This is a genomic window from Haloferax sp. SDI50, assembly GCF_059802635.1.
The window spans coordinates 2,412,720-2,429,168 of the sequence record NZ_JBPULL010000001.1 but is presented as its reverse complement, the minus strand read 5'-3'; the positions used below and the strand labels follow the sequence as shown (position 1 = coordinate 2,429,168).

Here is a 16,449-nt window from a genome sequence, read left to right as displayed (position 1 = left end):
ACCGGCATGGACGGAGACGAACCCCGAGACGGGGTCCGAGAGACGTACGACCGCATCGCGTCGCACTTCGCGTCCACCCGCGAGTATCCGTGGCCCGAAGTCGAGTCGTTCGTCGCCGACGCGACCGAGTCGGGACCGGCCGCCCGCGCGCTCGACCTCGGCTGCGGTAACGGCCGGCACGTCGAACTGCTCTCCGAGCACGCCGACGGGGTCGTCGGCCTCGACGTGAGCCGCGGCCTGCTCGACGAGGCGGTCGCGCGAGCGGCCGACCGCGGCTTCGACGCCGGACTCGTGCAGGGCGACGCCTCGCGGCTCCCCTTCGCCGCCGACGCCTTCGACCTCGCGGTGTACGTGGCGACGATTCACCACCTCGCGCCGCGGGCGGCGCGCGTGGCGAGCCTGAACGAACTCGCGCGCGTGCTCGACGCCGACGGCCGCGCGGTCGTCAGCGCGTGGAGCACCGCCCACGACACGTTCGACCGCGAGGACGGCTTCGACACGACGGTCGACTGGACGCTCCCCGGCGGCGAGACTGTCCCCCGATTTTACCACATCTACGCGCCCGACGAGTTCGACGCCGACCTCGACGCGAGCGACCTCACGGTGGTCGAGTCGACGGTCTCCAGCGGGAACTGCTACGCCGTCGTCGCCGGCTGCTGAGCGTTGGTTGGGACTGCGGGCGTCACGGACGAAATCGTGTTGGTTGCTACCGTGTTTCGGGTGGATACTGGCCGCGCACAGGTGATGTGGGCTTAAGAGCGCCGCGACGAATTCCCGTGTATGACCGAGACCGACGAACCACGGGAGTACGAGGTTGTCGTCGTGGGCGGCGGCCCCGCGGGCCTCCAGACCGCGCTCTACACGACGCGGCTGGGCCACGACACCGCGCTCGTCGACCGCGGCGGCGGCCGCGCGGCCATGATGCTCGACACGCACAACGTCATCGGCATCACCGAGGACACCTCGGGCAACGAGTTCCTCGAAACCGCGCGCGGGCAACTCGAAGACTACGGGACTGACATCCACCGCGACTTCGTGACCGACGCGGAACGGTTGGACGACGGCCGGTTCCGCCTCGTCGGCAACGACGGCGAGTTCGTCGCCGACCGCGTCGTGCTCGGCGTCGGCTTCAACGACGAGCGCCCCGAGCCGCCGCTGCCCCGCACCGGCAAGGGTCTGCATTACTGCCTCCACTGCGACGCCTACATGTTCGTCGACGAGTCGGTGTACGTGATGGGCCACTCGGACTCCGCGGCCTACGTCGCCATGATTATGCTCAACTTCACCGACGAGGTGGACCTGCTGCTCCGCGGCGACGAGCCGACGTGGTCCGACGAGACGGACGAACTCGTCCGCGCGCACCCCGTCGACATCGTCGAGGAGGAGCTTTCGGGCATGACGAAGCGCGACGACGGCTGGCTGGAGAGCTTCGAGTTCGAAGACGGCACCGTTCGCGAGTACAAGGGCGGCTTCGCCATGTACGGCTCGAACTACAACACGACGCTGTTCGAGGCGCTCGACGTGGACCTCGACGACGACGGAACGGTCCCCGTGGACGACCACGGTCGGACCAGCGTCGACGGCGTGTTCGCGGTCGGTGACATCACCCCCGGCCACAACCAGATTCCGGTGGCGATGGGCAAGGGCGCGAAGGCAGGCATCGCCATCCACATGGAACTCCGCGAGTTCCCCAAGAGCCTCGACGAGATTCGCGCCGAGGGCGCGGTGAGCGTCGACGACGTGCCCGGTATCTCGCCCGGCCTGCTCGACAAGGCCAAGCAGTTCAACGAGTCGCACGCGGACGACTGAGGCCGTAATTCAGCGAAATTCGGTGAAAACCGAAGTCTACGAACACCCTTCTAAAGTTCTCGCGGCCAGTACGGTCTCCCACGATGAAACGTACTGGACTTGCGACTGTCCTGCTCGCGCTCATGGTCGTACTGGCCGGCTGTGCGGGCGGGGCCGGCACGATGACCGAAACGCAGACCGACGGAAGCGCCGACGCGACGACGACCACGTCGTCCGACGGCGGCGACGACGCGGCCCGGACGGGAACCGTGAACTTCTACGTGAGCGACGAGCAGAACGCCATCGCGGACTTCGAACACCTCAACGTCACCATCGAGCGCGTGACGCTCATCCGCGCGAGCGGTGACGCCGACTCGGAGACCGAAGCCGACACCGACGACGCGGAGGCCGACAATGAGACCGGGGCCGAAACTGAAACCGAGACCGACACCGCGAACGACACCGACGCGGAGGCGAACGCGAGCGTCGAGGTGGAAATCGAAGCTAACGCGACGGCGAACACGACGAACGGGTCGGCCTCAACCAACGGGTCGGTTGACGCCGACGCCGACTCCGAGGCCGACATCGAAACCGAAGAAGCGGACGACGCGAACGACACCGACGCGGCCGAAGGCGAGTCGAGCGTCACCTACGAGGTCGATAACGTGACCGTCGACCTGACCGAACTGCAGGGCGAGAACGCGAGTCTCGTGGGCGAATACGACGTGCCGGAAGGCAACTACACGAAGGTCTTCGTGCACGTGAGCGACGTGAACGGGACGCTGAAGACCGGCGAACAGGTCAACGTGAAGCTCCCCAGTAACAAGCTCCAGCTCAACACGGACTTCGAAGTCGGCAACGGCGAGTCCGTGGACTTCGTTTTCGACATCACGGCGTTCAACGCGGGCAACAGCGGGAAGTACATCCTCAAGCCCGTCGTGAGCGAGTCGGGGACGGACGTGCCGATTACGAAGGTCGGCGCGGGAGCGGAAGCCGACACCGAAGCTGAGGCTGCGGTCGACGCGGGCGAAAACGAAACCGACGAGGCCGGTGAGAACGCCGAATCCGACACCGAAGGCGACCTCTCCGTGAGCTTCGACGGGAACGTCTCCGCCGGCGAGAACGCGACGGTCGTCGTCACGCGGAACGGGACGCCCGTGGAGAACGCGACGGTGACGATAAACGGCGAGGCCGCCGGCGAAACCGACGCTGACGGCGAGCTAGGCGTCGCCATCCCCGACGAGCGAGACGTGACGGTGGTCGCCGTCGACGGCGAGTCCGAGGCCGAGGCGGAGTTCGAGTTCGAAGTAGTCGGGAGCGCCCCCGACGACCCCGACGAGGGCGGCGAATCGACCACCCTCGCCGCCTGACCGAAAAGGTAACATCCTTATTGGGGCGTCGAGAATGAAGGGATAGATACCGCACACGAGCACCGGTGTCTTGGACGAGTGAAACGAGTCCAAGGCTCGGTGCGCGAGTGAGGGACGAACGAGTGCACCGGTGTTGAGACGGACGGAGTCCGTCGATGCACGGTGCGAATGCAATGAGCACCGGTGGTCTAATGGTAAGACATTGGCCTTCCAAGCCAATTATCTGGGTTCGATTCCCAGCCGGTGCATCTTCTCCGAATCGCTACTCGCCGCGGAGAGCACTCAGCGGCTCTCACACCGTCGGAATCGGCATCTACCATTAACTATCATTCCGCCGATATCCGTGTGAGGTGTATTACAGATGAGCCTACTCGACGGCCGCGTCGCGGTCGTTACCGGCGGTAGTTCGGGTATCGGACGGGGAATCGCGCTGGCCTACGCCGAGGCGGGCGCGGACGTGGTGGTCTGCGACATCCGCGAAGAGCCGAAAGAAGGCGGCGCGCCCACCCACGAACAAATCGAGTCGGACACCGACTCGTCGGCGACGTACGTCGAACTCGACGTGACCGACCCGGCCGCGTTCGAGGCGGCGATGGACGCCGCCGAGGCGTTCGGCGGGGTGGACGTGATGGTGAACAACGCCGGCATCTGGCGGCCAGAGGAGTTCCTCGAAGTCACGGAAGACGAGTTCCAAGGGATGCTGGACATCAACCTGAAGGGCGTGTACTTCGGGGCGCAGGCGGCCGCGAAACGGATGGTCGAATCCGGCGGCGGGAGCATCATCAACGTCTCCAGCGTCAACGGCATCTTCGGCAACGGCAACTACCCGTCGTACAGCGCGTCGAAGGGGGGCGTCCGGACGCTCTCGTACTCGCTCGCCCACGGTCTCGGCGGCGACGGCGTCCGAGTGAACGCGATTCACCCCGGCGCTATCAGGACGAAAATCGGCCCCGAGGGGGCCGAAGAGACGGGCGAGGAGCAGACCGCACAGTTGACCGCCATGATTCCGCTCGGCCGGCAGGGCGAACCGGACGACGTGGCCGGCGTGGCGGTGTTCCTCGCCAGCGACCTCTCGAAGTACGTCACCGGCGAGTCCATCGTCGTCGACGGCGGCTGGACCAGTTGGCGGTGACGCGGGAGTGACGCGGTGTCGGTTCGGTTGCCGACGCGGTCGGCTCCGCCCGCCCGCGCCGTGTCGTCTGAACGCCCACGAGTGCCGAAATACGGAGACTACGGCGACTTCGAGACGCCGAGACGGACCGTCTCTCTTATCTTCCCTCCGAACGTAACCGAACGTAATGCTGGATTCCATTCCGCTGTTCCCCGGACTGCCGGGCGGCCCAGAACTGCTCATCGTCCTGCTCATCGTCGTCCTCCTGTTCGGTGCGAACAAACTCCCCCAACTGGCCCGGTCGTCTGGGCAGGCGATGGGCGAGTTCCGTCGCGGCCGCGAAGAAATCGAAGAGGAACTGAAGAAGGGCGCGGAGGAGGGCGACGACGAGGACGAGAAAGAAGACGAGGCCGAGACGGACGAAGCCGACGCGACCGAGACGGAAGCCGAGAACAGATAGTACGCGTCTCCCCGGGGAACCGGACCCCTTGTGCGGTCTTTTACGGTCGCGAGTGTCTACTGTTTGCAGTCGCTCACGAGGTCGGTAACGACGCCAGACCGCGGCTTCGAGGGCCGACGGCGAGCCTGCGACCGAGAGACCGGCCGGTCGGCAAGTAACTACATGAGGTATGAATGGGTGGACAGCGAGGTTGCCCGGCGTTCCGACGTGGGGAATCCCGGTTGCCTCCTCCACCCCGCGATCCCTCGAGCGACGCACGTCCGATGGTCCGCTGCTCGCTTCCGCGCCTGGCGGGGTACCACCGATGAACCGCGCGAACCCTTCCCTGCGGAAGGGGTACGCGGAACCGCTGTCCCCGAAGGACGAGGTTTCTACGTTGGCTTCCGGGGCCCGCGCCGGTCTGACCGGACGCGCCCGTGTTCGGTCCCCGCTAAAGACCTATTTCGCGGGTGAAGAGCAGGGCCTAACTGCCCGACCTAGTCCACTCCCTCATTATCCACCGACTGTTAAGGGCCTTTCGACTCGGGTGCGGGAAAATCGGGGGACACCGTCGGGGTGGTTCGACGCGGCGGCCCCGCGAGTCGCCGGTCCCGGTCGGTCGCTCCCGACTCACAACACGTCGCTGGCGTACCACGCGCCGCCGACGAACGTGACGAACGCGGCGGCCACGACCGACCAGCGGTGGTACGAGAGCCACGAGTACTGCTGGTCGAAGCTGAACAGGAGCGTCTGGTCGATGGAAAACGACCACAGCGCGGCGATGCCGAGCATCGAAAGCGAGAGGACGAAGGCGAGGCCGGCGGCGGTCGCCGGGTCGGTCCGCTCCTGTCCGCCCGAGAGGAAGACGACGGTTTCGAGGAGCGCGAGCAGTCCGACGAACGAGATGCCGACCGGGCCCGCGGCGTAGTAGGCGGCCACCTGTCCGTCCCCGCCCTCGACGGTGACGGCGGGAATCGCGACGGCGATTGCGAGGAGCAGCGCGCCGACGATTCCGACGGTCGGCGCGAGGCGTTCGGCGTCCATGGCCGGTCGTTCGGGCGACCGACTGATAAACGGTTTGAGACGTGCCGGCGAGGGATTGCCCGGTTTTAAATCGCGCTGCGACGACGTGCGCGTATGGACCGCGTAGCGATTATCGGTGCATCGATGACCCAGTTCGGGCAGCGAGACGCGTGGATTCGCGAACTGCTCGCGGAGGCGGGGCAGGCCGCGCTCGCGGACGCCGACGTCTCGCCCGACGAAATCGAGCACCTCTACGTCTCGAACATGGCGAGCGGCGAGTTCGAGGGCCAGACGGGCGTCCCGAACGCCCTCGCCCACGACCTCGCGGCGATGCCCGCCTACACCGCCCGAATCGACCAGACCTCCTCGTCCGGCGGCGCGGGCGTCTACGCCGCGTGGCAGTCGGTCGCCTCCGGCGCGTCCGACATGACGATGCTCGTCGGCGGCGAGAAGATGACCCACCGCTCGACCGCCGAATCGACGGACGTCATCGCCTCGCTGACGCACCCGGTGGAGTACAAACACGGCGTCACGCTCCCCTCCTTCGCGGGGCTGACCGCCCGGCTCTACCTCGACACCTACGACGCCCCGCGGGAGTCCCTCGGAAAGGTCGCCGTCAAGAACCACAAAAACGGCCTCGATAACCCGCACGCGCAGTTCCGTAAGGAAGTCGACCTCGACACCGTCCTCGACTCGCCGGTCGTCGCCGACCCGCTTCGCCTCTACGACTTCTGTCCCATCACCGACGGCTCGGCGGCGCTCGTCTTCTGCCCCGAGTCGGTCGCCCGCGAGTACACCGACGACTACGCCGTCATCTCCGGTATCGGCGGCGCGACGGACACCCACGTCGTCCACGAGCGCGCCGACCCGACCACGATGGGCGGCGTCGTCAACTCCTCGGAAATCGCCTACGAGATGGCCGACCTCGAACCCGACGACATCGAGGTGGCGGAACTCCACGACATGTTCACCATCCTCGAATTCCTCCAGTCGGAGGACCTCGGCTTCTTCGAGAAGGGCGAGGGCTGGAAGGCCGTCGAGGAGGGCGTCACCGACCGCGACGGCGACCTCCCGATCAACACGTCCGGCGGCCTGAAGTCGAAGGGCCACCCCCTCGGGGCCTCGGGCGTCGCGCAGGTGTACGAGATTTACAAACAGCTCATCGGTGACGCAGGCGAGCGGCAGGTCGACGCCGACGTGGGCCTCGCGTGCAACGTCGGCGGCTTCGGCAACTGCGTGACCACGACCATCATGGAGTCCCGATAATGTCCGACGACGAACCCGCGATGGAGGCGTACCGCTACCCCGACGGGAGCATCACCTACCCCGGCCACCCGGTCGGTCCGGGCGGCGAAGAGCCGGTCGGCACGGTCGACCTCAGCGACTACACGGCGACGGTGCTGACGTGGACCACCTCCACCGCGACGCCGCCGGGCGTCCGCCAGCCAAACACGCTCGCCATCGTCGAGTTCGACGTGGACGGCGAGCCCGTCCGCGCCATCGGGCAAGTCACCGGCGAGGACGACGTCGACATCGGCGACGAGGTCCGCCCGGTCTACTGCGAGGAACTCCGCGAACCCGGCGCGGGCATCCGCGAGCCAGCGAGTCAGGAGTGGGACGGCTACCGCTTCGAGCCGGTCTGAGCGGGCGCGTCGAGAGTCTTTTTCACTCGCGTCTGGACCGCTGGTGCCTGGAGTCGCCGCTTAGCGGTCGCTCGACTCGTCGCCCGCGCCGGCGTCGGTTCCGTCGGTTTCGTCGCCCCCGTCGTCGCCGTTCACTTCGCGCTTAATCGACTCCAGTTCGGCGTCGACATCGACAGTCGGCTCGTCGCTCCCGCTCCCGTCGTCACCGCCGTCCGGGCCGGCTTCCTCGGTCACGTCGATGCGGACCGGCCCCGTACCGACCGGTTCGGCGTCGCGTGAGGCTCGGGTCCCGTCACCGGAGCGCCGGGCGTCGTCGCGCCGTTGCCACTCGGATTCGAACGTGCGTTCGTCCTCGCGCCAGCGACGCTCGCGGGCGGTTCGCTCGCGTTCGGCCTCGCTGAGTCGCGCGTCGAGTTCGTCGGCCAGCGAGCGGGCGCGGTCCATCACGTCGCGCGCCTCGGGGTTCGACGGAAGGTCGGCCTCCGAGAGCGCGTTTCTGAGTTCGTCGAGGGCGCGGTCGACGCCGGAGACGGCGCTCTTCGGGACGTTTCGCATCCGTGCCTCCGTCTCGTCTCTGGCGTCGTCCATCGCGCGGCCGGGGTCGGAAAGCCGCATGAGGCGGCGGAGCAGTTCGAGGGAGGCGATGGTCGCTTCGAGGACGGCGATGACCGTCGGGATGGTGTACGACTCGGTGAACCGCAGTACCTCACCGAACGTCGGCGGGCGCGGGGGGCGAAATCGGTCGTCGCCGGTGACGCGTCGGTCGCGGCCACGGCCGCGGTTGCGGTCGCGCTCCTCGCGGAGTTCCGCGCCGAGTTCGTCGAGCGTGTCCCCGAGTTCGTCGAGTACGTCGAGGATGTCGTCGTCGCGTCGTCGGTCGCTCATGGCCCACGGTTGGGTCGCCGCGGGGATAAGCGTTCGAGGGGGCGAACGCGGGGTGCGTTTCGAGGGTACCGCCGTCGCTACCGCCGCGGGACGGCGCGCTGGTACTGCGGCGGCCACTCCGCGTCGGCGTCGAGGTCGTCCGCGGCGTGGAGCGCGAAGTACGGGTCGTAGAGATGCTCGCGGCCGACGATGGCGAGGTCGGCCCGCCCGTTTCTGACGACCTCGTCGGCGTGGCGCGCGGTTCGGATGCCGCCGACCGCGCCGACCATCGCGTCGGTCTCCTCGCGGATGACCTCCGCGAAGGGAATCTGATAGCCGGGGCCCGTGTTCGGAATCCGCTGGTCGGGGTGGATGCCGCCGGCGCTCACGTCGACGAGGTCGACCCCGAGGTCGTCGAGGTCGGCCGCGAGGCGAATCGACTGCTCGATGTCCCACGACTCGCGGTCGTCCAGCCAGTCGGTCGCGGAGATGCGGACGAACACGGGCTTGTCGTTGGGCCAGACCCCGCGGATCGCGTCCGTGACCTCGCGGAGGAGTCGCGTCCGGTTTTCGAAGGAACCGCCGTACTCGTCGTCGCGGTGGTTCGTCACCGGCGAGAGGAACTCGTGGAGGAGGTAGCCGTGGGCCGCGTGGACCTCGGCGATTTCGAAGCCGGCGTCGAGGGCGCGCTCGGCCGCCGCGCGGAAGTCGTCGACGACGCCTTCGATACCGTCGGCCGAGAGCTTTCGGGTCGGCGGTGCCTCGCCCTCGTAGGGCCACGGCGCGTCGCTCGGGGCGACGGTCGTCCACCCGCCGTCGTCGGGTGCGACCGGCTCGCTCCCCTCCCACGGCCGGGTCTTACTCGCCTTCCGGCCCGCGTGGGCGAGTTGGATGGCCGGCGTGCTCCCCATCGACGAGACGAACGAGGTTATCCGGCTGAGCTTCTCGACGTGGTCGTCCGACCAGATGCCGAGGTCGTTCGGCGTGATGCGCCCCTCGGGGGAGACGGCCGTCGCCTCGGACATCACGATGCCCGCGCCGCCGACGGCGCGACTGCCGAGGTGGACGAGATGCCAGTCGTCGGCGAACCCGTCGGTCGAGGAGTACTGACACATCGGCGAGACCATGATTCGGTTTCGAACCTCCGTCTCGCGGAGCGAAAGCGGCGTAAAGAGCGAGTCCGTCATCGCCCCCGATTGGGCGCGGTCGGAAAAACCCCCCTCGGTTCCGGTGATGCAGTCCGGTTTCGGCTACTCGACCGAGCCGACGAACGCGCGCTGTTCGGCCAAGAGGTCGCGGTCGAGCGTCCACACGAGATCGCGCTCGCCGCGGTTCAGCGCGGCTGCGACCACGCCGTCGGGCCTGACGACGAGCGAGCGACCCGCGTACTCCGAACCCGCGGTTCCCGAAATCGACCCGCTCCCCGTCCGGTTCGCGCCGACGAGCCAGCGAACCCCGTCGAGGGCCCGGGCGCGACAGAGCAGTCGCCAGTTCGTCGAGTGGGCGGCGGGCCACGCGCCGACGACGAACAAGGCGTCGACTCGCTCGTCGGTCAGCGCGGCGCTGTCACCGACGAAGTTCAGGTCGTAGCAGGTGAGGATGCCGGCCCGTCCGGCGGGCGTGTCCGCGACGACGAGTTCGTCGCCCGGCGTGAGGATATCGGTCTCGCCGCCCCAGAGGTGTCGCTTGCGGTAGACGGTCGCCGAGCCGTCGGGTCGGACGTAGGCGGCCGCGTTGTGGAGCGTCTCGCCGTCGCGTTCGAGGTAGCCCGCCAGTACGTCGAAGCCGTTTTCCGCGGCGACGGAGGCGAGGAAGTCGGTCGCGCGCTCCCGAGGTATCGCGCCGCTGAAGGCGCGGCTGTCCGCGACGAAGCCCGTGAGCGCGTACTCGGAGAACAGCGCGATATCGACCGACTCGGGGAGGTCGGCGGCGCGGGCGCGCACGTCTGCCTCGTTTCGCGCCGGGTCGAGGTCGAACGCGGCGCGCTGCGGGACGGCGATAGTGGGACCGGTCACGCTCGGAGGAACGGACGGGTCGGGAAAAAGTGACCCGGATGGAATCGGCGGTCGGTCCCGGTCCGAGACGCGGAGCGAAGGGAAACGCTCTTTTTACAGTCGAACGGACTTCCGGCATATGAGTGACGGGGACGACGACACGACAGAACTCTCGCCCGAGAGCTTCGACGAGCGCCTGACCGAGGCCGAGGAGGCTCTCGACGCGGCCGAGACCGAAGCCGACCTCGACGAGGTCGAGGCCACGCTCGACGACATCGAGGCCGACGTGGAGGCCGCGGACCTGCCCGAACCGGACGACGAAGACGACGAAGACCCCGCCGAGGAGCTCGAATCGCGCCTGTCCGACCTGCGCGACGACCTCGAATCCCAGCGCGGTCCCTACGCCGACGACGCCGTCGAGACGCTCGAAGAAGCGAAGTCCACGATTACGGACACCCGGTGGACCGAGCAGGGCGAAGGCGAAATCGTCGCCGCGGTCGAGACGTTCGCCGACGAGTTCAACGGCGTGCTCGACGCGGGCGTCTCGGTCGACGGCGACGACGAGGACGCGCTGACCGCCGCCGTCGATGACGCCGTCTCGGCCGTCGAGGCGGCCGCCCTCGACGCCGACGAGGACGCGGAAACCATCGCGGACCTCATCGAAGTCGCGGACGGCCTCGCGGACGGCCTCGACGATGCCCAAGAGTGGGACGACCTCGAAACCCGCGAGAAGCTCCAAGTGCAGGGCTTCTACGACGTGCTCGGCCACTACAAGGACTACCCGCCGGAGCTGTCGGCGCTGAAGGAACACGAAAAGCGCGGCAACGTCGAGATGATTGCGCTCGCGTTCGAGAGCTTCCAGTCCGACTTCATGCAGGAGTACTGCATCGAGGCGTTCACGCGGATGAACGACGACCGCGCCTACGAGACCATCGAGGGGCAGGCCAAGCGCCGCGACAAGGGCGTCATCAAGGCCATCGGGAAGATGGCCGCCGAGGAGGGCGTCGAGATGCTCGTCGACTACGTCGACACCGACAGCGACCCCGCGCTCCAGAAGGTCGTGTTCAAGGCGCTCGGCGAAATCGGCTCCGAGGAGGCGACCCAGCCCATCGCGAACAAGCTCGTCACCGAAAACGACAACGTCCGCTCGGCCGCCGCGCGCGCGCTCGGTCTCATCGGCGACACCCGCGCCGTCGAGCCGCTGTCGGACGTCGTCGCCGACGACGACGAGGACGCCGTCCGCGCCAGCGCCGCGTGGGCGCTCCGACAGATTGGCACGAACGACGCGCTCGAAGTGGCCGCCGGCTACGCCGACGACCGCTCGTTCCTCGTCCAGCGCGAAGCCGAACTCGCCGCCGAGTTCCTCGGCGACGACGTCGAAGCCGAAGCGACCGTCTGAGACCGCACGACCGACGCGGCAGCCCGGTGGCTCTGCGGTCCCCTTTCGTTTTCTTTCTCTCGCAGTCGCTCGCGCTGAGTCCCCGGTCGCGAACGTTTTTGTAGGGAAACGCGACCACCGCGGGGTGTGTCCCGTCGCGCCCTCGTCGCCGCGCTCACCGCCTCGCTCGCCGTCCTGCTCGCGGTCGCGGCCGTCGTCCCCGCGCCGATAGCGGCCGCGCCGGGCGCGCCGGGCGCGACGAACGCGACCGACTCGGCCACCGCCGCCGACCCGTCGGCGTCCGGCGGCCCTCGCATCGTCTCCGCGCTGCCCGACCCGACGACGCCCGACGATCGCGGCGAGTTCGTCGCCGTCGCCGCGCCCGCGGGAACCGAACTCTCGCTGTCCGACGGCGAAGACACCGTCTCGTTCGCCGCGCCCGGCGGCACGGTCGCCGTCGCCGCCGACCCGGCCGCGGCGGCGAACCTGACCGACCACCCCGTCGTCGCGCCCGGCCTCGGCCTCGCCAACGGCGGCGAGACGGTCACGCTCCGGGTCGTCGGTGGCGACGGCGACGCGGCCGGCAACGGCGTCGTCGCGGACCGCCTCAGCTACGACCGGAGCCGCGAGGGCGCGCTCCTCGAACGGCGGGACGGCGCGTGGTCGTGGTGGCCGCGGACGCTCCCCCGGCGGAACGTCACGACCCACGGCCCCGCGAACGCGACGCTGTTCGTGCTCCCCGACTCGCCGGGGCGTCCGATAGCGACGCTCCGGGCGGCCGACGAGCGGATTCTGCTCGCCGGCTACGTCGTCGCCTCCGCCCGCGTCGCCGACGAACTCGTCGCCGCTCGCGAGCGCGGCGTGCAGGTCGAGGTACTGGTCGAGGACAGCCCGGTCGGCGGCTTCCCGCGGCGGTCGGCGCGGGTCCTCGACCGCCTCGTCGACGCCGGCGTGTCGGTTCGCGTCGTCGGCGACCCGCACTCGTTTCACCACCCGAAGTACGCCGTCGTCGACGACGCGGCGCTCGTGATGACCGAAAACTGGAAACCCGCCGGAACGGGCGGGAAAAAGAGCCGCGGCTGGGGCGTCGTCGCGCGCTCGCCGGCCGTCGCGGCCGACCTCGCGGCCACGTTCGAAACCGATGCGACGCTCCCGGAGACGGCCCCGTGGGAGACGTACCGCGTCGGCCGGTCGTTCGTCCGCACCGAATCGGCGAACGGCTCGTATCCGTCGCGCATCGCGCCCGAGACGCTTCGAGTCGACCGCGTCGCCGTCCTCCGCGCGCCCGACAACGCCGAGTCGGCGGTCGTCTCCCGACTCGATGCCGCCGAGAGCCGAATCGACGTGCTACAACCGACCGTCGAGGCCGACGGCCCGTTCGTCCGCGCGCTCAAGCGCGCCGCCGACCGCGGCGTCAGCGTCCGACTCCTCCTCGGGAGCGCGTGGTACGACGAGGAAGAGAACCGCGCGCTCGCCGAGCGCCTGAACGAGTGGGCCGACCGAACCGGCAGCCCGCTCTCGGTCCGCCTCGCGCGCCCCGGCGGGCGGTACGGCGCGATTCACGCGAAGGGCGTCGTCGCCGACGACACCGCGCTCGTCGGCAGTCTCAACTGGAACCGACACTCGGCCCGCGAGAACCGCGAAGTCGTCCTCGCGCTGTCGGACCCGGCCGCCGCGGCGTACTTCCGCGAGGCGTTCGCGGCCGACTGGCGAGCCAGCGGGCGCGGAGCGGAGCCGAAGCCTGGACTCGTCGCCGCGGCGGCCCTCGCGGTCGTCGTCGGACTCGCGGCGCTCAGGCGACTGGAGTTCGAAAACTGAGCGGTCGCAGTCTGAGAGTCGAACGCCGGCTTACGCCGTCGTCGACAGCTCTTCGTCGATGTCGGCTTCGGCCATCTTCTCGACGAGGCTGTCGATGACCTCCTCGCGCATGCCGCTGACGAACTTGATGGAGCCGACGACGAGGTGGCCGCCGCCGGAGACGCCGCCGCCGACGACCTCTTCGTTCAGTTCAGCGACCATCCGCGGGATGTCGAGGCGGACGCCGTCGGAGCGGAGGACGGCGAAGTCGGGACCGTAGCCGATGGTGATGACCGGCTCGCCCGTCTCCTGGACCTTGCGGTCGTGGAGCTTGCCCGTGGTCTTACCCGGCGCGGGGTAGGTAAAGCGGTGGGCCCACTTGTCGAGGTCGATGCGGTAGAGGTTGGCCCCGCTGTCGAGACGCTCGTGTTCGAGGTGCGGCTCCGCGGCTTCGAGCTGGCGGTCCACGTCGCGCTCGGCGCGCGTCGAGAGGAACTCGACGAGCTCGCGGTGGCGAGCTTCGTCGTCGCAGCCGACGTTGAGCACGTCGTTGACGATGGACGCGCCGTCGTTGTAGCGAAGCCAGTGGGCGGCGTAGTCGAGCGCTTCGCCCACGTCGAGGAGCTGTTCGCGGTCGTAGCCCTCGTCCTCGGCGAGTGCGATGTACTCGTCCATAACCTCCGCCTTCGAGCGGTCGGACAGCCCGGCGACGGCGGGGACGTGGCGCAGTTCGTCGGTCACGTCGGGGTGAATCATCCGCGCGAGTTCGACGCACATCATGCCGGTCGTGATGCGGTAGTCCTCGTCGTGGAGATACGGATTGACGTGCGCGTCGAGAAGCGGGTCGACCGCCTCGGGGTCGGGGTGGTGGTGGTCGACGACCGCGATGGGCACGTCGTAGTGCGCGAGGTTCTCGTAGGCGGGCACGTCCTCCTCGGTCGACCCGTTGTCGAGCATGAGCAGGAAGGGGAGCCGCTGGCCGTGGCGGGCGCGGCCTTCGAGCGCGAAGTTCAGGTCGCGGGTCACGTCCTCCATCTCGTAGAACGGGGCCTTGCTCGGCAGGCGCTTGAACAGGTGACGGGGCGCGTCGGGGTCGTCGTGGACCTCCGTGATGAGCCGTTCGAGGGCCAGTTGGACCGGGACGGACGCGCACATGCCGTCGCCGTCGGCGTGGTGGCGGACGCGAATCGGGCGGCCTTCGAGGACCGTCCGACGGAGCAGGCGCGCCACGTCTTCGAGGTCGTCGCGGAGCTTCTCGAACGCCGACCACTCCACGAGCGGTTCGACCGGTTCGGGCTCGGCGCGCTCGTCGAGCGCGGCGTCGATGCGCTGGCGGGCGTCGGCCGCCGCCTCGTCGTCGAGGACGGTGAGGCCGTCGACTTCGAGCTGACGGGTTCCCTCGTGGTCCTCGACGGTGCCGGCCATGCGGACCACGTCGTCGAGGTCGACTTCGGGGAACGCGCGGACGCCCGCCTCTTCGAAGGCGGCGGCGGCGACGATGCCGGAGTCGTCGGCGATGCGGAAGACGGTCGGGCCGCCGGTCTGTTTAATCTGCGTGACGACGCCCTCGACCGTGACCGACTCACCGACCGAGAGACTGGAGATAGGCGTGATGGTCGGCTCGTGGTCGACGGTCAGGGTGCGGTAGTCGTCGGGCGTGTCCTCGGCGAACGCGATGTCGCCGTTGTCGCGGACGGATTCGAGGCGGACGACCAGTCGGTCGCCGACCTCGTAGTCGGCCGAGAGGTTGGACTCGTGGATGAGTCCGGAGACGGAGTCGGAGACGTCGACGAAGATGCCGTACTCCACGACGCCGTTGACGACGGCGTGGTAGTACGCGTCGGTCTCGACGTCGTCAGCGGTACAGTTCGGTGCGAGATCATAGACGATAGGTCGCGCGTCCGAATTCGGACCCGAGTCGTCGCCGGAATCCCCGGCGTGCTCGTCGCTCATAGTCCCGCTAGGTTAGGGGGTAGTGTTAAGCTTTACAAAAGCATCTCGCGTGCGCGGCCGGTTCGCACGGCTCGGTTCGGCCCGACACTCGCATTCGCGGGCGGTCAGTAACCGAGTTCGTCCAGCGCATCTTCGACCGACGGGACGTAGTCGGCCCCGAAGACGCGGACGTGTTCGAGGAGGGGAAACAGCGCGTAGACGGGCGACCGCGACTCGAAGAAGCCGTCGGCGATGGGTCGGCGCTCGTCGTAGGCGTCGAAGAAGGCGTCGCCCGCGGCGTCGAACCAGTCGATGTAGGCCAGTTCGACCTCGGGGTGGCCGTAGTAACACGCCGGGTCGAGGAAGGCGACGACGCGGTCGTCGCGGACGCGGAGGTTCGCGCCCCACACGTCGCCGTGGACGAGTCGCGGGGCCGCCGGTTCGACGAGGAGGGCGTCGAGGTCGGCGGCGACCGACTCGATTCGCTCGGCCGTCGCGGCCGGCAAGCCGGCGTCGAGCGCCGCCTCGGTCCACGGCAGGAGGCGCTGGTTGCGGAAGAACGCGACCCACGAGTCGGTCCACGGGTTCGGCTGTCGGTACGGTCCGGAGAGGGTGTCGTAGGGGAAGCCGAACGCCGGCGCGGTCGTCTCGTGGAGCGCGGCGAGGTGGGTGGCGAGGTCGCGCTCGGCGGCGGCGGTCAACTCGGACGTGCCTTCGACGTAGTCGAGGACGAGCAGGTCGGGGTCGGCGTGGTGGACCGCGGGGACCGGAAGGCCGGCCGCGGCGAGCGAGTCGAGCATCGCGGCCTCCACGTCGAGCGGCGTGTCGCCCACCTTCGCGACGACGGGGTCGCGCCCGTCGAAATCGAGTCGGTAGACGCGGCCGACGTGTCCGCTGTCGAGTTCGGTTATCGCGGTCGGCGGCGCGTCCGCCGAGAGCGCGTCCGTCACGCGGGCGACGAGGTCGGAATCGAGCGTCACACCCGAGTTCGGGCGAGCGCCGACCTCAGTATGACGGTTCCGTTTCGTCGCGGTCCGTCGCGGTCCGTCGCGTTTCGTTGCGGCGACCGACTCGGCGTTCCGGAACCCTTAGATGGAGCGCCCGCGGACG

General features: G+C 68.9%; 15 protein-coding genes, 1 tRNA gene and 1 other RNA gene. 10 read left to right on the top strand and 7 right to left on the bottom strand.

What is annotated here, in order from left to right:
* The first annotated feature begins 6 nt into the window (after positions 1 to 6).
* From ACSR87_RS12785 to tatA, 6 genes are all read left to right on the top strand, one after another.
* Entirely contained in the window at positions 7 to 660 is a 654-nt protein-coding gene (locus tag ACSR87_RS12785) for a class I SAM-dependent methyltransferase (RefSeq protein ID WP_498530727.1), read from the top strand.
* Positions 661 to 780: 120 nt separating this feature from the next.
* On the top strand, positions 781 to 1,809 hold the full coding sequence (locus tag ACSR87_RS12780) for an NAD(P)/FAD-dependent oxidoreductase (protein WP_498530726.1): 1,029 nt from the start codon (positions 781 to 783) through the stop codon (positions 1,807 to 1,809).
* A 122-nt stretch (positions 1,810 to 1,931) separates the two neighbouring features.
* Positions 1,932 to 3,158, top strand: coding sequence for a DUF4382 domain-containing protein (locus ACSR87_RS12775; protein WP_498531066.1), 1,227 nt, complete (start codon positions 1,932 to 1,934; stop codon positions 3,156 to 3,158).
* Positions 3,159 to 3,335: 177 nt separating this feature from the next.
* Positions 3,336 to 3,406, top strand: a tRNA-Gly gene (locus tag ACSR87_RS12770).
* Positions 3,407 to 3,519: 113 nt separating this feature from the next.
* Complete coding sequence (locus ACSR87_RS12765) at positions 3,520 to 4,290, top strand: SDR family oxidoreductase (RefSeq protein ID WP_498530725.1); 771 nt, start codon at positions 3,520 to 3,522, stop codon at positions 4,288 to 4,290.
* Between the two features lie 166 nt (positions 4,291 to 4,456).
* On the top strand, positions 4,457 to 4,729 hold the full coding sequence (gene tatA / locus ACSR87_RS12760) for a twin-arginine translocase TatA/TatE family subunit (protein ID WP_498530724.1): 273 nt from the start codon (positions 4,457 to 4,459) through the stop codon (positions 4,727 to 4,729).
* Between the two features lie 175 nt (positions 4,730 to 4,904).
* Here tatA and ffs read toward each other — a convergent pair.
* An RNA gene (ffs, locus tag ACSR87_RS12755) (signal recognition particle sRNA) lies at positions 4,905 to 5,216 on the bottom strand.
* 122 nt (positions 5,217 to 5,338) lie between these two features.
* Positions 5,339 to 5,752 carry a DUF7548 family protein gene (locus ACSR87_RS12750; RefSeq protein WP_498530723.1) on the bottom strand — a complete coding sequence of 138 codons (414 nt, stop codon included), beginning with the start codon at positions 5,750 to 5,752 and terminating at the stop codon, positions 5,339 to 5,341.
* A 93-nt stretch (positions 5,753 to 5,845) separates the two neighbouring features.
* Between ACSR87_RS12750 and ACSR87_RS12745 the strand changes: the two genes are divergently transcribed.
* Together ACSR87_RS12745 and ACSR87_RS12740 are read left to right on the top strand one after the other, a co-directional pair.
* Positions 5,846 to 6,997 (top strand): thiolase family protein, encoded by a 1,152-nt coding sequence (locus tag ACSR87_RS12745; RefSeq protein ID WP_498530722.1) that lies wholly within the window; start codon positions 5,846 to 5,848, stop codon positions 6,995 to 6,997.
* Positions 6,997 to 7,374: an OB-fold domain-containing protein gene (locus ACSR87_RS12740; RefSeq protein WP_115802384.1), complete on the top strand. Its 378-nt coding sequence runs from the start codon at positions 6,997 to 6,999 to the stop codon at positions 7,372 to 7,374. The genes ACSR87_RS12745 and ACSR87_RS12740 overlap by 1 nt, the downstream gene beginning before the upstream one ends.
* A gap of 60 nt (positions 7,375 to 7,434) precedes the next feature.
* Here ACSR87_RS12740 and ACSR87_RS12735 read toward each other — a convergent pair whose 3' ends face one another.
* From ACSR87_RS12735 to ACSR87_RS12725, 3 genes are all read right to left on the bottom strand, one after another.
* Complete coding sequence (locus ACSR87_RS12735; protein WP_498530721.1) at positions 7,435 to 8,259, bottom strand: DUF7547 family protein; 825 nt, start codon at positions 8,257 to 8,259, stop codon at positions 7,435 to 7,437.
* A gap of 77 nt (positions 8,260 to 8,336) precedes the next feature.
* Entirely contained in the window at positions 8,337 to 9,425 is a 1,089-nt protein-coding gene (locus ACSR87_RS12730; protein ID WP_498530720.1) for an NADH:flavin oxidoreductase/NADH oxidase, read from the bottom strand.
* Positions 9,426 to 9,488: 63 nt separating this feature from the next.
* Positions 9,489 to 10,253 (bottom strand): carbon-nitrogen hydrolase family protein, encoded by a 765-nt coding sequence (locus ACSR87_RS12725; RefSeq protein WP_498530719.1) that lies wholly within the window; start codon positions 10,251 to 10,253, stop codon positions 9,489 to 9,491.
* A gap of 118 nt (positions 10,254 to 10,371) precedes the next feature.
* Between ACSR87_RS12725 and ACSR87_RS12720 the strand changes: the two genes are divergently transcribed.
* On the top strand, positions 10,372 to 11,631 hold the full coding sequence (locus ACSR87_RS12720; protein WP_498530718.1) for a HEAT repeat domain-containing protein: 1,260 nt from the start codon (positions 10,372 to 10,374) through the stop codon (positions 11,629 to 11,631).
* Positions 11,632 to 11,757: 126 nt separating this feature from the next.
* Positions 11,758 to 13,428: a phospholipase D-like domain-containing protein gene (locus ACSR87_RS12715; protein ID WP_498530717.1), complete on the top strand. Its 1,671-nt coding sequence runs from the start codon at positions 11,758 to 11,760 to the stop codon at positions 13,426 to 13,428.
* Between the two features lie 30 nt (positions 13,429 to 13,458).
* On the opposite strand, the gene recJ3 is transcribed toward ACSR87_RS12715, so the two are convergent.
* Together recJ3 and ACSR87_RS12705 are read right to left on the bottom strand one after the other, a co-directional pair.
* Positions 13,459 to 15,360, bottom strand: coding sequence for an exonuclease RecJ3 (gene recJ3 / locus ACSR87_RS12710; RefSeq protein WP_498530716.1), 1,902 nt, complete (start codon positions 15,358 to 15,360; stop codon positions 13,459 to 13,461).
* A gap of 104 nt (positions 15,361 to 15,464) precedes the next feature.
* Positions 15,465 to 16,319 (bottom strand): fructosamine kinase family protein, encoded by an 855-nt coding sequence (locus ACSR87_RS12705; protein WP_498530715.1) that lies wholly within the window; start codon positions 16,317 to 16,319, stop codon positions 15,465 to 15,467.
* Between the last annotated feature and the right edge of the window lie 130 nt (positions 16,320 to 16,449).